The following is an 18,322-nucleotide window of genomic DNA, read 5'->3' as shown; positions in this document are numbered from 1 at the left end:
GGGGGGGGGGGCGCCGCCCCCCCACTGCAGCACCCGGAGGTAATCGCCGAGGCGCGGGAGACCGCCGAGCTACCCCGCGCGGTGGAGCTGAGCGACACGCCCTTCTTCCCGGACGAGACCTACTACTGCGGCCCGGCGGCACTGGCCACGGTCTTGGTCGCCAGCGATGTGGTGACTACCGACGATGAGCTGATCGACGCCGTCTACCTTCCCGAGCGCCAGGGCACGCTGCAGAACGAGCTGCTGGCCGCCGCCCGCCGCGCCGACCGCATCCCGTATGTCCTCGCACCGGATCTAGCCGACCTACTAGCGGAGGTAGCCGGCGGCCGCCCGGTTTTGGTCCTGCAGAACCTGGCCCTGGAGGCGTTGCCCCACTGGCATTACGCCGTGGTGGTGGGCTTTGACCTGGACGCTGGAACGGTCACCCTGCGCTCGGGGACCGAGCGACGCGAGACCCTCTCGCTGCGCCGGTTCGAGCGAACCTGGCAACGCGGCGACCATTGGGCGATGGTGATCCCGCGCCCCGGGCACCTGCCCCGCAGTGCCAACGCCGATGACTGGGTCGCCGCCGTCGCCGAGCTGGAGCGCCAGGAGCGCTGGGAGCCGGCCCTGGCCGGCTACCACGCCGCCACGACGCGCTGGCCCGCGCACGCAGACGCCTGGCTGGGCCTCGGCAACATCCGCTACGCCCGGGGGGAGTACGCCGCCGCTGTGGACGCCTATGGCCACGCTATCGAGGCGGAGGACGAGTCGGGGCCAGCGGCCCACCACAACCTGGCTTGGGCACTGCTGCGCCTGGACCGGGTCGCCGAGGCGCTGGAGGCGGCTCGCCGGAGCGAAGCGGCAGCACCCGATCATCCGCAGTACGGCGAGGCGGTCGAACGGATCCGCCTAGAGGCTGCGGGCGGCCGCGGGGAATAACCCACCGGCGCTGGGTCGCGAGACGGGCACGGGCTGACTATCCTTCGGGGCAGGGTCGGCGCGCCTCACCAGCCGACGGGCCGCGCTGGCCGGAAGCAAGAGGTAGCGGCACAACAGACAGGAGCCACCCATGCACCGGTATCGTCGGCCCAACCGCACGCCCGGCAGCAGGCACCTCGCCGGGTTACTCATCGTGGCCGCCACGCTGTGGCCGGTCCTCCAAGCGACGGCCGAAGACGCCGAGGCTCCGGCGCCCCACGGCAGCGCATCCGCTGATCCGGGCCTGCTCACCGAACACCAGCGCAGCATCCTCGATGACGCCCTGACCCGCATCGAGGAGGCGGCGCTGCGCGACGATGAGGCCTTCCTCGATGAGCTCGACGAACTGCTGTCGACCTATCCGCGACTGGCCGACCCGATTGCCCGCCACGCCATGGAGATGCGGCCGGCGTTGATGCCCGGGATCATGCGCATCCTCGAACAGGCCGACGGCCCCGAGCCACCCGATACAACGCGTGAGACACCGCCCACGGACCGACCGGCCTGGTGGCAGGGTGGAATCCCGGGGGCGACTCATGACGAGACCGAGGAGGAACGGGCAGAAGAAGCGGAGACGATACGCGTGGCCGAGCGGGCCGAAGAGCAGGCGCCGCCGCCCCGGCGCAACTGGAGTGTGGGGGTCGGCTACGGCTACCACCACCTGTCGGTTGAAGAGCGATACGGCGACGACTCAACGCGCCTGCGCGCCCACGGTCCCGTGCTGGACATCCAGTACGCCGTCAGCGAACACGCCTCGGTGGGCATCGCCCACCTGCACAGCGAGCAGCTGAGCACCAGCGGCAGCCTCTACGCCGACCCGGAACCGAAACGCTGGAGCGCCACAGACCTGACCCTGCGTTTCGGGCGCGAGTTCCGCGAGGCCGGGCCGCGCGCCTACATGGGGGCCGGCCTGCACTACGAGCGCCTTGAACGCGACAACGGCGATACGCTCTCCGGCACTGGCTTCCACCTGCTCGGCGGCGGCGGCTATGCCTGGGAGCGGATCGAGCTCCGGCTGGAGGCCTCGGCAAGAAGCGTTGACCGCGATCTGGTTCCGGATGACTTCCGCGGCAGCCGCTCGAGTTCGCTGCTCGCTACGGCCACGCTGCGCGGTCGCTTCTAGCCTCGCGGCGCCGACTCGCCCTGGCCGACAGCCAAGGCGATGATCAGGCCGAACAGGTCTTCGCCGAGGCGCTCGAATGCCTGCTCCAGGGCGCGACGCTCGGCCGTCGTGTAATCGGTGGCGGCACCGCGCACCGGCCAGCGCTGCTCGCCACGGACTTCACCGGCATCATCCAGCAAGCGCAGGGTCAGGCCGCCACGCTGCCAGTACCAGCCATCGCGCTGCCCGAGATCCTCGAGTTCAAGCACAGCCTCCAGCCGGTAGGCATCCTCCCGTTCATCGACCCGGAACCCGGCAGCGGCCACCGATGCCCGCAGTTTGCTTGCCACCCGTTCGGCATGATCACCCCGCGCGCCGATGCCGAAGGGGATGCTCCCGGCCTCGGCGGCCAGCCGCGCACGCAGCACCGCCAGCTCGTACCGCACCGTCATGCCGGCGCCGGTGAGCACCCGCAGGGCCTGCTGATACTCGGCACGCTGGCGCTGCGCCTCCAGCCCCCGGGCCAGCGCGGCGAGTGCGTGCAGCGGGTCGGCGGCAGCGTCTGCCTGGCGCAGATAGCGACTGGTCGCCGCGTCCAGGCCCGCGATGCCCTCGCGCAGCGCGCTGGCCGCCTGCTGCCGATCCATGACGGCGAGGACGTGATACCGGCCGCTCTGCGGCTCCCGCCAGGTCTCGCCGATCTCGACACCGCGCAGGGTGACCGCGGTGCGCGTCGCGACCTGCTGACCCAGCGTCGCCCGGTGCCGGGTCTCGCCGTCGCGGAACGCCAGCCGGTCCTCCTGCTGTGTCGCCGCCGTTACATGAACCTCGAAGGCGCGCGCCAGCTCGGCCCGGGCCCGATCGTGGGCCAGCTCACGGTGATCGGCCGTGCCCACCGCACTGAGATAGCTTTCACGGGGATAGGAGGCCGGCTCACCGCCGACCACCCAGGATGGCTGATCTCCCGATGGCGGAGCACTACCAGCACAGCCGGCCAGCAGGAACAGCGCCATCAGGACTACGAGAAGCGCTTTCACGGCTCCCCCCTGTGGGTCACGGAGCCGGCACGCGCCGAGACCCAGCGATCGAATACAAAGTGATAAGCCCCGGCCTCGAGTTCCAGCGCCCCGAGGTCCACCCGGGTCAGCGGGTGACCGGACCGGCCCTGATAGACCAGCTCAAGCCGGTGCTCGCCGGGTGGCAGACTGATGCGGGCCATGTAGTACTGCGCCGGCAGCATGCCCCAGGTGCGGGTGTCCGCCCGGTCCGCCACCAGGGTGAAGACGTTCATGGCCAGACCGGCTACCGGACTGGCCTCGCGGGCCTGATCGATCATCTCCTTCTGCACCAGCAGTCGCCCCAGCGCGCGGGCGGCGAGCACGCCCTGCTGCTCTTCGAGCAGGATCCGGGCGACGGCGTCCACGTCGTGCACCGGCTCTGCCGGCACCGAGGCCTCCCCAGCGCTGAACTGGACCCCGCCCAGCGGCCTGCGCCGCGGCTCGTAGTACGGCAGGGCCACGCTGTGGATGCGTCCCTGGCGATCCTGCACCGCGAACCCCTGCTCTCCCTTGCGCGGGGCCAGCCCCACCCCGGCAATCAACACCACGTGCGCCTGCTCGCGATGCTCGGCCGGATCCGGCCAGGCGTCCAGCCCAAAAGCCTGCTGCCACTCGGCCCGCTCTTCGTCGAGTCCCAGCTTATCGGCTAGGCGCAGCAGATCGCGCTGTAGCGAGCGGGGCACCGCAACCCCCAGCCGTCCGCCCTGCTCGCGGTAAGCCTGGTAGGCCTGGCGATAGGCCACCAGGGCCTGATCCGGCTCACCCAGACGCTCGAAGATCAACCCGCTGAGGTACCGGGCAAACGGATCCTGCCGGTAGACGGACCGCCCCTGCTCGGCGGCGAGACGCTGCAGGCGCAGATCCACGCGCAAAGCCTCGACCCGCGCCGCATCCGGATCCCCGAGATCCAGATAATTGAAGGCCATGAGCAGATGGAGCAGGACCCGTTCGTGGGGCTCGCCGGCGTAGGCGAAAGCGGTCTCACCCACCATCAGACTGCCCACGCTCTCCGAGACGCTCAGCGGATCGACCTCGGCGATGGCGTCGTAGGCCTCTTCCAGGGCACGGTTGCTGGCCTCGAACTCCCCGGCCATGCGCAGGAGCGCTCCGCGGTTGAGCAGGTCGACAACACGGTCCCCCGGCCCGCCGGAGTCCGCATCGAGCAGCTCCACCGCTCGACGCGGATCGCCGTCCTCCACGGCGGCCTCTACCGGTGCCATCCGATCGCCGTAGGTCGTGCACCCGGCCAGGGCAGCAGCCAGCATCAGTGCCAGCCAGGGCCTATACAGCCAATGCGTCACGCGGCCGCGCCGCTCAGGGCCGCGCCGAGGCCGAACGCACGAGCTTGCGGATCTCCTTGTTGCCAATCCAGACCTTGCGGTTATCGGCCAGGCTGATCAGCTCCATGTCGACCTGGTAGTAACGGACCTGACGTCGCCCCTCCTGATCGATGATGGAGTTCACCGAACCAAGCAGCATGTAGTCAGCGCCCAGCTCCTCCCCCATGGCCTTGCGGGTCTCCTCGCTGGCGTGCAGATCCTGGTCGCGGCGCTCCTCACGGATGCGCTCGCGCTGATCGGCGTCGGCGACGAAATCCACCTGTCCGGAATTGATCAGCTCCCGCTGGATATCGTTAACGAACGTGCGGGTATTGATGTGCTCGTGGCTGAGATTGCGGACACCCCCCACGATGACGGTGGGCCGCCCGCCCTCGTCGCGCCGAAACTCCCGCAACCAGGGGCGATCCAGCGCGTCGGCGATCATCTCCTCAGCAACCAGTCGCGAATCCTGGTCGTTCCACCGACCGGAGAGGTCGTGCTCCGCATCCCGATCGATCCGCTCCACCGAGTGACCGCAGCCCGCGACCGCCGCCATGGCCAACAGCACCAGGGCACCCCGAATCCACGCCTTCATAGCCCCCTCGCCTTATCCGGAAAAACTGGCTGCGGGATCAGTATAACCCGCCATGTCGCGACCGGGGGTCGACGCCGGCAGGCCACCTGTGCAGAATGCTGCACATGTCAAATTCTCTTCAAGAACAGCTTGTTAGAGCAGGTCTGGCGAGCCAGGAGGAAGCTCGCAGGCAGCAGTCGGGCAAGCGCCGAGGCCCCCGCGACCGGGCAACCCCGCGCGGGAGATCCCGCCCGGACAAGGCACGGGATCACCAACCGCTCGAGGCGCACATCCCACTACCCGACCTGATCCGCCATTACGCGCTACCGCGCTGGGGAGGCGACACCGCCTACCACTTCATCGAGGGACAGCGGATCCGCCACGCCTGGGTGACCCGGCAGCAACAGCGGCAGCTGGCGGACGGCTACGCCGGCTTGGTCATCAGTGGCGACGGCCTGGCCGTGGTGCCCAGGGCGGTTGCCGAGCAGGTGCGCCAGCGCCAGCCGGAGGCCCTGCTGGTGCTGCACCCGCTCAAGCGGCGGGAGGAGTCGCCGGCACGGCGCTCATGAGGCCGCCGGAGGCTGACCGAGCTCCCGCGGCAAACCAAAGGTGACCGTCTCCGCCTTGCCCGGCCGCTCCTCCGGCGCTTCGCAGCCCCACGCCTGGAGCTGCTCGACCACCTCCACCACGGTGCTCTCCGGCGCCGAGGCGCCGGCGGTCACGCCGATCGCCTGACGGCCATCCAGCCAGCCCCGGTCCAGATCGGCAGCACCATCGATCAGGTACGCCTCGGTACCGCAGCGCACGGCCAGTTCGCGCAGGCGGTTGGAGTTGGAGCTGTTGACCGAGCCGACCACCAACAGCAGGTCGACCTCGTCGGCAAGAGCACGCACCGCATCCTGGCGATTCTGCGTGGCGTAACAGATGTCGTCCTTGCGCGGCCCCTGGATAGACGGGAAGCGGCGCTGCAGCGCCTCGACAATGCCAGCGGCGTCGTCCACCGACAGCGTGGTCTGGGTGACAAAGGCCAGATCGTCCGGGGTCCGGACCTGTAGCGCCGCCGCCTCCTCCTGGCTCTGCACCAGGTAGATACCGCCCTGTCCCTCCGGGGCCAGATACTGCCCCATGGTGCCCTCGACCTCCGGATGACCGGCGTGGCCGATCAGGACCACTTCACGGCCCGCTCGCGCATGATCGCGCACCTCTTTGTGGACCTTGGTCACCAGCGGGCAGGTGGCATCAAAGACCTGCAGCCCCCGCCGCTCGGCCTCGTCGGCGACCCACTGCGGCACGCCGTGGGCGCTGAAGATCACGGTGGCCCCGTCGGGCACCTCGTGCAGTTCCTCGACAAAGACCGCGCCGCGCCCGCGCAGATCATCCACCACAAAACGGTTATGCACCACCTCATGACGGACGTAGACGGGCGACCCGTAAACCGCCAGCGCCCGATCGACGATGGCGATGGCCCGGTCCACGCCGGCGCAGAAACCGCGGGGATTGGCAAGGTGAATCTTGGGCACGGAAACCTCCGGTTCTGCCTGCAGCGGTTCAGTGTTCAGTGGCCGATTTTGAGAACACGAGCAGCGCGATCACCAGGCCGGCGCCCAGTGTGATGGCAATATCGGCGACGTTGAAGATCGGCCAGTGAAACCCAGCGTAATGGAGGTGGATGAAATCAACCACGTACCCCAGGTACAGGCGATCGACCAGGTTGCCCAGGGCCCCGGCCAGGATCAGAGCCACCCCCAAGGCGAGCCAGGGCTGCGACGCCCCGATACGGCGCAGCCAGTAGATCAGGTAGCCCCCCACGGCGGCAGCGATGCCCGCAAGCAGCCAGCGCTGCCAGCCGCCGGCGTCGCCGAGCAGGCTGAACGCCGCCCCGGGGTTGTAGCCGAGCGTGAGACTGAGCACGGGCAGCAATTCGACCGACTCGTAAGGTCGCAGCGCCGCTTGGGCCCACGCCTTGGAGGCCTGATCCAGGGCCGCGATGGCGACGGCGAGCAGAAGCCAGAGCCGGTAGCCCATCCCACCCCCATCAGGCCGTGGCCCGGCGCTCACCGGCCCCGGCCACGTTCTCGACGCAGCGCCCACACAGCTGCGGGTGCTCATCACTGGCGCCGATATCGGGACGACGATGCCAGCAACGCGGGCACTTGTCGTGGCCGGAGGCGGCCACCACGATGCGCACCTCGGTGCCATCCTCCAGGGCGGCGCTGGCGGCACCGGCCGGAGCCTCGGCGACGTCGTGGATGCGTGCCGCCGAAGTGATCAGCACGAAGCGCAGCTCATCGCCCAGCGGGGCGAGCTCCGCAGCGAGCGCCTCGGGGACGTAGAGGTCCACCTCGGCATCCAGATTGGCGCCGATCACCTTCTCGTTACGCAGCCGCTCCAGCTCGCGGCTGACCACCGTGCGCACTTCCATGACCCGCTCCCAGAACGAGGCCTCGCGCGACTCGTCGTCCAGCGGGAAGAGCCCATCGTACCACTCCGCCGTGAACACCGGCTCGCGGCGATCGCCGGGCAGATGCCCCCAGATTTCGTCGGCGGTGAAGGAGAGGATCGGCGCCAGCCAGCGCACCAAGGCCTCGGCGATGTGGTACATGGCCGTCTGGCCGGAGCGCCGGGCGCGGCTGTCCGCCGGCGTGGTGTACAGACGGTCCTTGAGCACATCGAGATAGAAGCCACCCATGTCCACCACGCAGAAGTTATGCAGCAGGTGGTAGATGCGGTGCAGCTCGTAGCGGTCATAGGCGGCGACGATCCGCTCCTGCAGTTCCCGGGCCCGCGCCACCGCCCAACGGTCCAGGGGCAGCATCTGCTCCGCGGCCAGAGCATCACGCCCGGGCTCGAAGCCGTGCAGATTGCCGAGCAGGAACCGGGCAGTGTTGCGCATGCGACGGTAGGCATCAGCGGTGCGCTGCAGGATATTGTCGGAGACAGCGATCTCGCCGCTGTAATCCGCCGAGGCCACCCACAGGCGCAGGATATCGGCGCCGAGGCGGTCCATCACGTCCTGCGGGGCCACCACGTTGCCGCGCGACTTGGACATCTTGTGCCCCTGCTCATCCACGGTGAATCCGTGGGTGAGCACGCCACGGTAGGGCGCCGAACGGCGGATTGCCGCCGAGGAGAGCAGCGAAGACTGGAACCAGCCGCGGTGCTGATCCGAGCCCTCCAGATAGAGATCCGCCGGCACCTGCAGGCCGTCGCGCTGATCCAGCACGGTGGCGTGGGTCACCCCGGAGTCGAACCAGACGTCCAGGATGTCGGTGACCTTCTCGTACTCGGCGGCCTCGTCACCGAGCAGCTCCGCGGGATCCAGGTCCCACCAGGCTTCCAGCCCCTCGCGCTCCATGCGCTCGGCGACCGCTTCCATGTGCTGAGGCGTCTGCGGATGCGGTTCGCCGCTGCGGCGATGGATGAACACGGCGATGGGCACGCCCCAGTGGCGCTGCCGGGAGATACACCAGTCCGGACGCCCGCGGACCATGGCGTCGATGCGCGCCTGGCCCCACTCCGGCATCCAGCGCACGCCCTGGATCCCGGCCAGAGCGCACTCGCGCATGCCGTGACGATCCAGATCGATGAACCACTGCGGCGTGGCCCGAAAGATCACCGGGGTCTTGTGCCGCCAGCAGTGGGGGTAGCTGTGCCGGTACTTCTCGTGGTGCAGCAGCGCCCCGCCGGCCTCGAGCACCTCGACGACCCGGGGATTGGCATCGAAGACATTCAGCCCGCCGAAGTGCTCGGTATCCTCGAAGAAGCAGCCGGCGCCGTCGACCGGATTGGTCACCTCCAGAGCGTAGCGCTGCCCGACTTCGAAGTCCTCCTGGCCGTGCCCCGGCGCCGTGTGCACGCAACCGGTACCCCCGTCGGTGGTCACATGCCCGCCGAGAACCACCGGGACTTCGCGCTCAAGGAAGGGGTGGCGCAGGGTCAGTCCCTCCAGATCCGCCCCGCGGCAGCGACCCACCACCTCGTGGCGGCCGATGCCGGCCCGCGCCAGGGTCGACTCGGCCAAATCGGCGGCCAGGATGAGCCGCTCGCTGTGATCCAGGGCGACCACCAGGTACTCCAGCTCGGGATGCACCGCCACCGCCCGGTTGGCCGGTAGCGTCCAGGGCGTGGTGGTCCAGATCACCACCGAGGCCGTTCCCGCCTGGGCACCCTCGCCCTCGAGCAGGACGCGCTGCTGCAGCGCCATCTCGTCCGCCACAGCGAAGCGCACATCCACCGCCGGCGAGGTGCGCTCCTCGTACTCCACCTCGGCCTCGGCCAGGGCCGAGCCGCAGTCGGCACACCAGTGCACCGGCTTGAACCCCTGGGTAACGTGCCCGCCCTCGAAGATCCGGGCCAGGGCCCGCAGGATGCCGGCCTCGGTGGCGTAATCCATGGTCAGATAGGGGCGCTCCCAGTCGCCGAGCACGCCCAGGCGCTTGAAGTCCTGGCGCTGTCCGTCCACCTGCTCGGCAGCGAACGCCCGGCAGCGCTCACGAAACTGCGCGTAACTCAGGTCTACGCCGGGCTTGCCAGCCTCCTCCTCGACCTTGTGCTCGATCGGCAGGCCGTGGCAGTCCCACCCGGGGATGTACGGCGCGTCATACCCGTCCAGGGTGCGCGCCTTGACGATGATATCCTTGAGGATCTTGTTGACCGCGTGGCCGATATGGATATCGCCGTTGGCGTAGGGCGGACCGTCGTGCAGGATAAACCGCTCGCGCCCCGACCGCGCACGCCGGATGGCGCCGTAGAGGTCCTCTTCCTCCCAGCGCTGCAGGCGCTGCGGCTCACGCTCGGCCAGACGCGCCCGCATCGGGAATTCGGTGTGGGGAAGGTTGAGGGTGTGCTTGTACTCGCTCACGTCGCCGCCTCGCCTAATGGTGTTCTTGACCGAGCACGCGCCGCGCCGCGCGTACATCCTCGCCGATTTGTCTCGCCAGCGCATCGAGCCCGTCGAAGTGCTCCTCGCCCCGGAGCCGGGCCACCGGCTCGACGCAGAGGTGGCGGCCGTAGAGGTCGCCGTCGAAATCGATCAGGTGAGCCTCGAAAACCAAGCGCCGCCCCCCCACCGTGGGGCGCACGCCGACACTGATTGCCGTCGGCCACGGGCGTTCGGCAGCCCCCCGGGCCCACCCGGCGTAGATACCGTCGAGCGGGATGCGCTCCGGTGACAGCCGTAGATTGGCCGTCGGCCAGCCGAGCTTCCGGCCCATGGCATCACCGTGGACCACACGCCCCTGCACGCAATAGGGATGTCCGAGCAGCTCGGCCGCATCGGCGAAGCGCCCCTGGGTAACGGCCTGACGGATGCGGGTGCTGCTCACCCGCTCCCCGGAGCGCACCACCGTGTCCATGGGTGCCACCTCGTAGCCCCGCTCGCGGCCAACGCGCCGAAGCATGTCCAGATCTCCCCGGCGCTGGCGACCGAACCGGAAATCGTCGCCGACTAGGACGTATCCGGCACCCAGGCGCTCACCGAGCAACTCGCCGGCAAAGGCCTCGGCCTCCACCGCCGCCAGATGCTGATCGAAGCGCAGGCAGAGCACCGCATCCACACCGGTCTCGGCGAGCCGGCGCACCTTCTCGCGCAGCCCGGTCAAACGCGCCGGCGCCCGCGCCGGGGCCAGGCGCTCCATGGGGTGCGGCTCAAAGGTGACCACGACGGCCGGCCGACCACGCCGCGCCGCCTCCCGGCGCAGGCGCTCGATCATGGCCCGGTGCCCGCGGTGGACCCCATCGAAGTTGCCGATGGTGATCGCCGCGCCGCGGTGACGGGCCCGGACGTTATGCAATCCCCGGATGAGTTCCATGGCCCCTGAGAAAAGGATCAAGTGTACTAGCCCGGCAACAGCCTCGGCTAGCCGCCCGGCTCACCGGCCGCCTCCGGTTCGCGGAACTGCCGCGGCCGGACACCCAGGGCGTAGAGCGCAGCGAAGTAGACGGCCCCGCCGGCAGCCACGACACCGGTCAGCGCCAGCACGCGCGCCACAACGCCGGCCTCCAGCCACGCCTCCAGGCGCAGCGCGGGGTAGAGCAGGACCGCCACCATCAGTGACGTGGCCACGGCCACCTGCACCGTCAGGCGCAGCCAGCCGCTGCCCCCCCGGTAGACCCGCCGGCGAACCAGGCCGATGAACAACAGCGCCGAATTGACGGTCGCCGAGGCCGCCGTGGCGGCGGCCAGAGCCACGTGGCCGAAGGGCGTCTCGTGCAGGGCCCAGACCGCGCTCACTGAGAGGACCAGGTTGACCGCCACGGCGGCCACCGCGCAGTAGACCGGGGTCTTCATGTCTTCCCGGGAAAAGTATCCCGGCGTCAGCACCTTGACCAGGACGAATCCGAAAAGACCCAGGCTGTAGGCGGCCAGAGACCAGGAAGCGGCGACCACATCGTCCGCGCCGAAGGCACCGTACTGAAACAGGGTGGCCAGAATCGGCCCGGCGAGCACGATCAGCCCGGCCGTGGCCGGCGCCACCACCAGCAGCACCAGACGCAGCCCCCAGTCCAGCGTGCGCGAGAAGCGCTCCGGCTCACTGCCGGCGTGCTCGGCCGAGAGCCGCGGCAGCAGCACGGTTCCCAGCGCGATGCCGAACACCCCCAGCGGGAACTCCACCAGGCGGTCCGAGAAGTAAAGCCAGCTGACACTGCCGGTGATCAGGAAGGAGGCGAGGATGGTATCCACCAGCAGGTTGACCTGCATCACCGAGGAGCCGATCACCGCCGGTCCCATCAGCCGGGCCACCCGCCGCACCCCGGGGTGGCGCAGCGACGGCCGAGGCCAGACCAGCAGCCCCTCCCGGTAGAGAAACGGCAGCTGCAGCAGCAGCTGCAGGACACCGGCCACCGCCACGGCCACCGCCAGGGCCATGATCGGCTCTTCGAACCACGGCGTGGCCCACAGCGCGGCCCCGATCATCGCAGCGTTCAGCAACACCGGCGCAAAGGCGAAGGAGGCGAACCGGTTGCAGGTATGCAGCACGGCCCCGGCGCACGCGACCAGGGATATGAATAGAATGTAGGGGAAGGTCACCCGCAGCAGGTCCACGGTCAGCGCGAAGCGCTCCGGATCGTCGCTGAAACCGGGGGCGAAGACACTGACCACCGCCGGCGCCGCCACCATGCCGAGGGCCGTGACCAACGCCAATGCCGCCCCGAGGGTGCCGGCGCTGTAGGCGATCAGGGCGCGGACTTCGCGGTGCGTGCTGTGCGTGCGATAGTCGGTGAGCACCGGGACAAACGCCTGCGAAAACGCCCCTTCGGCGGTAATCCGCCGCATGAAATTGGGGATTTTGAAGGCGACAATAAACGAGTCCGTCTGCGCCCCCGAGCCGAACACCCCGGCGATGATCACATCCCGGGCCAAACCGAGGATCCGCGAAACCAGGGTCAGGGAGCCGAACGTGAAGATGTGGCGAAACAGACCGGTAACCACGCAGGGAACGCCTCCTCGGCACACAGCAAACAGCGACGGCGCTGATGATACAGCGCCCGGTCAAGGGGATACGACCATCCGTGGCTGACCCGGGCTACCTGAGGTGCCGGCACGGGGCAGCGGGGCCCGAGGTGCTTGTCGGCGGCGACTGGACCCTGGCCCACTACCGCACCGTGCTCCGGCAAGTGGAGCAGACGCGGCTGGACGGCGAACCGCGGGTCGATCTCGGCGCACTGGAACGACTGGACACCGCCGGCGCGACCCTACTGGCCCGCCTGCTCGGGCCGGAACGTGTCGAAGCGCTGGCGCGCACGGCACCCGAGCTCTCCGCCGAGCGACGCAACCTGCTCCAGGCCGTGGCGGCAGCTAGCGAGCGTGCCCGCGCCACCCCGGAACCGACCCGTGAACCCTACTTCTTCGGGCGCCTGACGATCGGCCTGGGGGCACAAATCAGCCATGCGGGCCAACAATTGGCCCGGGCCATCGCCTTTACCGGTCTGGTCCTCGCCGCCTTCGCCGCCAGCGCCCTGCGCCCCTGGCGCTGGCGCCCGGCCGCGGTCTCGCGCCAGCTCCAGCATACGGCGCTGGAGGCGCTGCCCATCGTCGCCCTGCTGACCTTCGCCGTCGGGGCGGTGATTGCGGTTCTCGGAATCACCGTGCTGGGGCGCTTCGGTGCCGGCATCTTCACTGTGGACCTGGTGGCGTATGCGTTCTTGCGCGAGTTCGGCGTCGTGCTCACCGCGATCCTCCTCGCCGGACGCTCGGCCAGCGCCTTTACGGCCCAGATCGGCTCGATGAAGGCCAACGAGGAGATCGATGCCATGCGCGCCCAGGGGCTCAGCCCCATCGAGATGCTGGTCATCCCGCGGGTTGTCGCGCTGCTGATTGCCGTGCCGGTCCTCTCCTTCGTGGCGGTGGTCTGTGGCTTGGCTGGCGGTGGGCTGGTCACCCTGCTCAACGTCGACGTCCCCGCGGGGCGGATCATCTCGCTCTACAGCGACATCTCGCTGCGCCACTACCTTGCCGGACTGGCCAAGGCGCCGGTTTTCGCCTTCGTGATCGCCATCATCGGCTGCCTGGAAGGACTCAAGTGCAGTGCCAGCGCGCAGTCGGTGGGCACGCACACCACCTCGGCGGTGGTGCAGTCGATCTTCTGGGTCATCATCCTCAACGCCGTGGCCGCCCTCATCTATGTGGAGATAGGATGGTGAGCGCCAGCACCACCGATCCTCACCCGGCGATCCGGGTCCGCGGCCTGGTCACCCGACTCGGCGGGCAGACCATCCACGACGGGCTGGATCTGGACGTGCACCGGGGCGAGATCCTCGGCCTAGTCGGCGGCTCGGGCAGCGGCAAGTCGGTCCTGCTGCGCACGCTCATCGGACTGTTGCGCCCGGCCGCCGGCCAGATCCGGATCCACGACCAATCCGTCGACGCCCTCCGACAAGGGGGCGGGCTGGAGCGGCGCATCGGCGTACTGTTCCAGCACGGCGCCCTTTACTCGTCGCTGACCATCACCGAGAACGTCGCGCTGGCCCTGATCGAACACGCCGGGCTAACCCGCGCCGAGGCCGAAGACCTGGCCCGGGTCAAGCTGGCGCTCACCGGCCTCGACCCGGCGGCCGGCCCGCGCTACCCCGCCGAACTCTCCGGCGGGATGGTCAAGCGGGCTGCCCTTGCCCGCGCCCTGTCGCTCTGCCCGGACGTCCTGTTCCTGGACGAGCCCACCGCCGGCCTGGATCCGATCAGTGCCGGCGGCTTCGACCGATTGCTGGTCACCCTGCGCGACGCGCTGAACCTGACGGTCTTCCTGGTCACCCACGACCTGGATACGCTCTATGCCACCTGTGACCGCGTTGCGGTGCTCGCCCACCAGCGGGTTCTGGCCACGGGCACGCTTGAGCAAGTGAGCGCCATCGACGACGATTGGGTGCGGGCCTATTTCCATGGCGCGCGGGGGCGCGCCGCCCGCAGCACGCAGGAGAACCGCTGAATGGAGACCCGGGCGCGGCATTTCTGGATCGGGCTGGCCACCCTGGCCCTGATCGTGGGCGTCATCCTCTTCGGGGTCTGGCTCACCGACTCCGACCTCCACGGTGAACGGCAGCGCTTCGAGATCGTCTTCGAAGAGGATGTCAGCGGCCTGACCACGCGCAGCCCGGTGAAGTTCAACGGGATCAACGTCGGCGAGATCGACCACCTGACCCTCGACCCCGACGACCCGCGGCGGGTGATCGCCCGCATCACGGTGGGGGGCGACACCCCGGTCCGCAGCGACACCCGGGCCCAGATCGGCAGCTCGAGCCTGTTCGCCGGCGGTGCCCACATCCGGCTCAAGCCCGGCGATGCCGACGCTCCGCCGCTTGAACCACCGGATCGGGGAATGGCGCGGATCGAGACGGAGCCCTCGCCCATGGCCCGTCTGCGCCAGGACAGCGACCAACTGCTGGCCGGCATCAACGACCTGGTCGAGACCGCCAATCAGCTGCTCTCTCCGGAGAACATCGAGACCCTGAGCGCCACCCTCAAACACCTTGAGCGGACCAGCGGGACGGTGGCCTCGCGCAGCGACGACCTGGGCCGGGGCATCACCGCCCTGGCCGATGGCGGCGAGCAGCTTCAGGAGACCCTGAGCGAGGCGCAACAAATGCTTGAGGAGATCCGCGCGCTGCTTGACGGCCCGGGCCGCGAGATCCTACGCAGCACCGCGCGCGCGGCCGAGGCGCTCGAGGGAAGCAGCAGCGAGGCGCAGGAGCTGTTCCGCGACAACCGCGAGGCTGTCGAACGCGGCCTGCAGAGCCTGCAGGATCTGGAACCGTTGAGCGAAGAGCTGCAGCAAACCCTGGGCGCCCTGCGCGGCCTGCTCCGACGCCTGGGACAGGACCCCGGCGGGCAACTGCTGCGCCGTGAGCAGATGGAGGAGTACCAGCCGTGAAAACGCCCCGCCGCCCCGGCCTGCTGCTGACGCTGCTGGCAGCCGCGACGCTGAGCGCCTGCACCCTGCTGCCCGACCCCGAGACCTACACCGCCTATCGCCTGCCGCCGCCCGATGCGGACGCACCGTCGCCGGCTGGTCGCGAGGTGGACTGGACGCTGCGTGTGGCCGCTCCCGGCAGCAGTGACCTGCTGGCCGGTAACCGGATCGCCGTCGCTACCGGCGAACACCGCATGAGCGCCTTTAGCGGCGCGCGCTGGGTCTCGCCGCTGCCCCGGCTCTGGCAGGAGCACCTCATCGACACCTTCCGGAGCGACGGCCGTATCCGGCACCTGAGCGCCGACGGCGACCGCCTCGCCGCGGACCTGGAACTGCGCACCACCCTGCGCGACTTCCAGCTGGATGCCCGTGATGAGACACCACGAGCGCGGGTGGTGGTGGATGCCCGTCTGGTGGACGTCGGGCAACGGCGGATCATCGACGCCGAGCGATTTTCGGCCACTGAGGAGGCACCGGCCCGTGACGTCGATGCGGCTGTTGCCGCCCTGGGAGCCGCCAACCGAAGCGTCGGCAGCGAACTGTTGGCCTGGACGCTGGCCACCGCTGCCGGGGAGTAACCCGGCGCGCTTGACAGCGATCACGCCAGCAGGCATATTTACGCGCTTTGCAGGGTCCGCTATGACAGCTTAGGACCCCGTCTCCGAGGATCGCAAGCGAGCAGGAGTACAACCGTGGCGAATATCGCGAGCGCCAAGAAGCGTGCCCGTCAGGCCGAAGAACGCCGGCTGCGCAACAAGTCGCGCCGCAGCGAGATGCGCACCTCGATGAAGAAAGTTCTCAAGGCGGTCAAGACCGGGGACCACGATCAGGCTCAGCAGGCCTACCGCAGTGCCGTGCGAGTCATCGATCGTTCGGCGAATCGCGGGATCATCCACAAGAACAAGGCCGCGCGCCACAAGTCCCGGCTTAACGCCAAGGTGCGTAGCCTCGCCGGCTGAACCGGGCAACCGGAACGCGCAGCATCCCAAGCGGGCGCCCTCAAGGCGCCCGTTTTGCGTTGTGCCCCCCCCATCCGTGGCCGTCACCAGAACAGCCCGCCTGTGGCAGCTGGCAGATCGACATCGAAGATCTCGACCCAGTCCATGCCGCGGATGTGCGCCACCCGCCCCACGCTGATCTCGCTGACCGCCGTCCCGTCCGGTGGCCAAGCGCCGAACAGGTAATCCTCGAACAGCAGTCCGCGCAGGCCCGGCTCCTGGACCAGGAAGACCCCGTGGAGCCGGCCGTCCTCGGCTGCCTCGCGGGCCACCAGCTCCACCGTTGTCCCGGCCGGCAGCACGACCACGGGCGGCACCAGGCAACCGTGACCCCGGCAAGCCGTGGTGTAGGGCAGAAAACGGGCACTGTGACCGTCGTAGCCGGCACTGTCGAAGATGGCCACCGGGGCGTCGAGACGCATCAGGCGCTGGTGATCGCCGCCAACGGACAACCCCGGCGTCCCCTGGCGCGGCCCCACGGCCTTACCGCCCCCGGCTTCGCGCACGGCCGTTACCGCCTCTTCGGCCATACCACGCGACTCGGCCAACCGGGCATGGGTCAGCGCCGTAGCGCCGAGCGCATCCACGGCCCGCGGATCGGCCCCTCGCGCCAGCAGGGCGGCCAGGGTCGCCTCGTTGCCGGCCTGGGCGGCGAAGATTAGCGGTGTCCGGCCGTTGCGATCGGTCTGCTCCAGGCCGGCGCCGGCATCGAGGAGCGCCTCGACAGTCTTCGCCTCCGCCCGGGCCGCCGCTGCATGAATGGCGGCAAAATCGTGACGGTCGCCGCTGGACGGGGCAACGCCGGCCTCGAGCAGGGTCCGGACCACAGTGCCCCGATCCGCGTCGCGCTCCAGCCCGGCCTGCTCGTCCCCCGGCGAGACGTAGCCTACCGCGGCGTGCCAGAGCGCATCGGCGCCGTGCTCGTCGACGGCGCTGGCATCAGCCCCCGCAGCCAAGAGGTCTGCCACCACCTCGTCATACCCAAGGCGTGCCGCCTCCATCAGGAGCGTACGGCCCTCGGCATCGCCACCGCGGACCGTCACGTCGGGATCCACCCCTTCGCCGAGCAGCTCGGCGACCTGATCGGCATCCCCGTGGAGCGCCGCCGCCACCAGGGCCGCAGTCCCGTCCCCGTGCAGCTGCGCACCTCGGCGCAGCAGTAGAGCCGCAGCCCGCGGGCTGGATTCGGCGGCGATATCCGCCAGGGAGAGGAAGTCATCGCCATCCTGCCAAGCGAGATCCACTGGCAACCCGCGGTCGAGCATCCAGGCCAGGGTCTCGACATCGCCCGCGCGCACGACCCCGATCAGGGCCCAGGGGGCGGCCGGTCGCTCGCTGACCTCGCGCAGCTGCGCTGCGACCCGGGGGTAGCGGGCGGCCGATGCCATCGACAGCGCGGTCGCACCATCGGCATCCTGACGATCCGGTTCCGCCCCGGCAGCCAGCAACGCCTCCACTGTGCGCGGATCACCGCTGCGGGCGGCCAGCATCAACGGTGTCCGCCGATCCCCGTCAACGGGATCCACCGCTACCCCGGCTGACAGCAGCGCCGCCACCGCCTCGGTGTGCCCACCCGCGGCCGCCTCGTGCAGGGGCACCCGCCCGCCGTCGTCGCGGAGCTCGAGATCCGCCCCGTCCGAGCGTTCGATGAGCAGCTCCACCACCCCCGCCTCGCCGTTGAGGGCGGCGTAGTGCAAGAGTCCGCGCCCGGATCCGTCGGTTGCCTGCACATCGGCAGCACCGTCCAGGGCCCGCTCCAGGGTGGCGGCATCGCCGTCACGCGCCGCGTTGAAGGCCTCCTGCTGCGCCGGTGACAGCGGCCAGGCGCCACAAGCGGCGAGCAAGCCGCCGAGCAGACATCCGGTCGCCAACGGCACCAAGACGCGAAGGGCGGGCCCGAGCATG

General features: G+C 69.7%; 17 protein-coding genes. 8 read left to right on the top strand and 9 right to left on the bottom strand.

Translation table 11 applies throughout. The features are described 5' to 3' along the window. Together LRG07_RS04715 and LRG07_RS04710 are read left to right on the top strand one after the other, a co-directional pair. Nucleotides 1-921 (top strand): PA2778 family cysteine peptidase (locus LRG07_RS04715; RefSeq protein WP_238641887.1); only part of this gene is annotated, 921 nt, incomplete at its 5' end. Between the two features lie 130 nt (nt 922-1,051). Further along, the gene (locus tag LRG07_RS04710) at nt 1,052-2,083 is read left to right on the top strand and encodes a hypothetical protein (RefSeq protein ID WP_201171645.1); all 1,032 of its coding nucleotides are present in this window, start codon (nt 1,052-1,054) and stop codon (nt 2,081-2,083) included. Here the strand turns inward: LRG07_RS04710 and LRG07_RS04705 are convergent. From LRG07_RS04705 to LRG07_RS04695, 3 genes are read right to left on the bottom strand one after another with little or no spacing between them, the layout of a single operon-like run. Further along, nucleotides 2,080-3,099 carry an LPP20 family lipoprotein gene (locus LRG07_RS04705; RefSeq protein WP_238641886.1) on the bottom strand — a complete coding sequence of 340 codons (1,020 nt, stop codon included), beginning with the start codon at nt 3,097-3,099 and terminating at the stop codon, nt 2,080-2,082. The genes LRG07_RS04710 and LRG07_RS04705 overlap by 4 nt on opposite strands. Further along, nucleotides 3,096-4,421 (bottom strand): COG3014 family protein, encoded by a 1,326-nt coding sequence (locus tag LRG07_RS04700; protein ID WP_238641885.1) that lies wholly within the window; start codon nt 4,419-4,421, stop codon nt 3,096-3,098. The genes LRG07_RS04705 and LRG07_RS04700 overlap by 4 nt, the downstream gene beginning before the upstream one ends. A gap of 13 nt (nt 4,422-4,434) precedes the next feature. After that, nucleotides 4,435-5,034, bottom strand: a complete 600-nt coding sequence (locus tag LRG07_RS04695) for a penicillin-binding protein activator LpoB (RefSeq protein ID WP_201171652.1) — start codon at nt 5,032-5,034, stop codon at nt 4,435-4,437. Nucleotides 5,035-5,138: 104 nt separating this feature from the next. Here LRG07_RS04695 and LRG07_RS04690 point away from each other — a divergent pair, with 104 nt between their 5' ends. Further along, nucleotides 5,139-5,582 carry a DUF2058 family protein gene (locus LRG07_RS04690; protein WP_201171654.1) on the top strand — a complete coding sequence of 148 codons (444 nt, stop codon included), beginning with the start codon at nt 5,139-5,141 and terminating at the stop codon, nt 5,580-5,582. On the opposite strand, the gene ispH is transcribed toward LRG07_RS04690, so the two are convergent. The 5 genes from ispH to murJ are packed head-to-tail and all read right to left on the bottom strand — an operon-like array spanning nt 5,577 to nt 12,445. Then, entirely contained in the window at nt 5,577-6,533 is a 957-nt protein-coding gene (gene ispH / locus LRG07_RS04685; protein ID WP_238636667.1) for a 4-hydroxy-3-methylbut-2-enyl diphosphate reductase, read from the bottom strand. The two genes, LRG07_RS04690 and ispH, sit on opposite strands and share 6 nt — an antisense overlap. A gap of 28 nt (nt 6,534-6,561) precedes the next feature. Then, nucleotides 6,562-7,038: a signal peptidase II gene (gene lspA / locus LRG07_RS04680; protein ID WP_238641884.1), complete on the bottom strand. Its 477-nt coding sequence runs from the start codon at nt 7,036-7,038 to the stop codon at nt 6,562-6,564. Between the two features lie 10 nt (nt 7,039-7,048). Then, nucleotides 7,049-9,874: an isoleucine--tRNA ligase gene (gene ileS, locus LRG07_RS04675; protein ID WP_238641883.1), complete on the bottom strand. Its 2,826-nt coding sequence runs from the start codon at nt 9,872-9,874 to the stop codon at nt 7,049-7,051. Nucleotides 9,875-9,887: 13 nt separating this feature from the next. After that, on the bottom strand, nt 9,888-10,823 hold the full coding sequence (locus tag LRG07_RS04670; protein WP_201171663.1) for a bifunctional riboflavin kinase/FAD synthetase: 936 nt from the start codon (nt 10,821-10,823) through the stop codon (nt 9,888-9,890). A gap of 47 nt (nt 10,824-10,870) precedes the next feature. Beyond that, entirely contained in the window at nt 10,871-12,445 is a 1,575-nt protein-coding gene (gene murJ, locus LRG07_RS04665; protein WP_238641882.1) for a murein biosynthesis integral membrane protein MurJ, read from the bottom strand. 80 nt (nt 12,446-12,525) lie between these two features. Between murJ and LRG07_RS04660 the strand changes: the two genes are divergently transcribed. The 5 genes from LRG07_RS04660 (at nt 12,526) to rpsT (ending at nt 16,378) form a co-directional block, all read left to right on the top strand. Then, entirely contained in the window at nt 12,526-13,656 is a 1,131-nt protein-coding gene (locus LRG07_RS04660) for an ABC transporter permease (RefSeq protein WP_238632672.1), read from the top strand. Further along, entirely contained in the window at nt 13,650-14,438 is a 789-nt protein-coding gene (locus tag LRG07_RS04655) for an ABC transporter ATP-binding protein (RefSeq protein ID WP_201171670.1), read from the top strand. Before LRG07_RS04660 ends, LRG07_RS04655 begins: the two co-directional genes overlap by 7 nt. Beyond that, nucleotides 14,439-15,380 (top strand): MlaD family protein, encoded by a 942-nt coding sequence (locus LRG07_RS04650; RefSeq protein ID WP_201171671.1) that lies wholly within the window; start codon nt 14,439-14,441, stop codon nt 15,378-15,380. It abuts the gene before it with no gap. Then, nucleotides 15,377-15,997: an ABC-type transport auxiliary lipoprotein family protein gene (locus tag LRG07_RS04645; protein ID WP_201242595.1), complete on the top strand. Its 621-nt coding sequence runs from the start codon at nt 15,377-15,379 to the stop codon at nt 15,995-15,997. The genes LRG07_RS04650 and LRG07_RS04645 overlap by 4 nt, the downstream gene beginning before the upstream one ends. A gap of 114 nt (nt 15,998-16,111) precedes the next feature. Further along, nucleotides 16,112-16,378, top strand: coding sequence for a 30S ribosomal protein S20 (gene rpsT, locus LRG07_RS04640; RefSeq protein WP_238632676.1), 267 nt, complete (start codon nt 16,112-16,114; stop codon nt 16,376-16,378). Nucleotides 16,379-16,461: 83 nt separating this feature from the next. Here the strand turns inward: rpsT and LRG07_RS04635 are convergent, their stop codons facing one another. Further along, nucleotides 16,462-18,321, bottom strand: a complete 1,860-nt coding sequence (locus LRG07_RS04635; protein ID WP_238636664.1) for an ankyrin repeat domain-containing protein — start codon at nt 18,319-18,321, stop codon at nt 16,462-16,464. Nucleotide 18,322 lies beyond the last annotated feature (1 nt).

This window comes from Halorhodospira sp. 9622, from assembly GCF_022228025.1.
Taxonomy (GTDB): Bacteria; Pseudomonadota; Gammaproteobacteria; order Nitrococcales; family Halorhodospiraceae; genus Halorhodospira; species Halorhodospira halophila_A.
The sequence above is the reverse complement of the archived record's forward strand: the minus strand, read 5'-3'. Positions and strand labels throughout refer to the sequence as shown.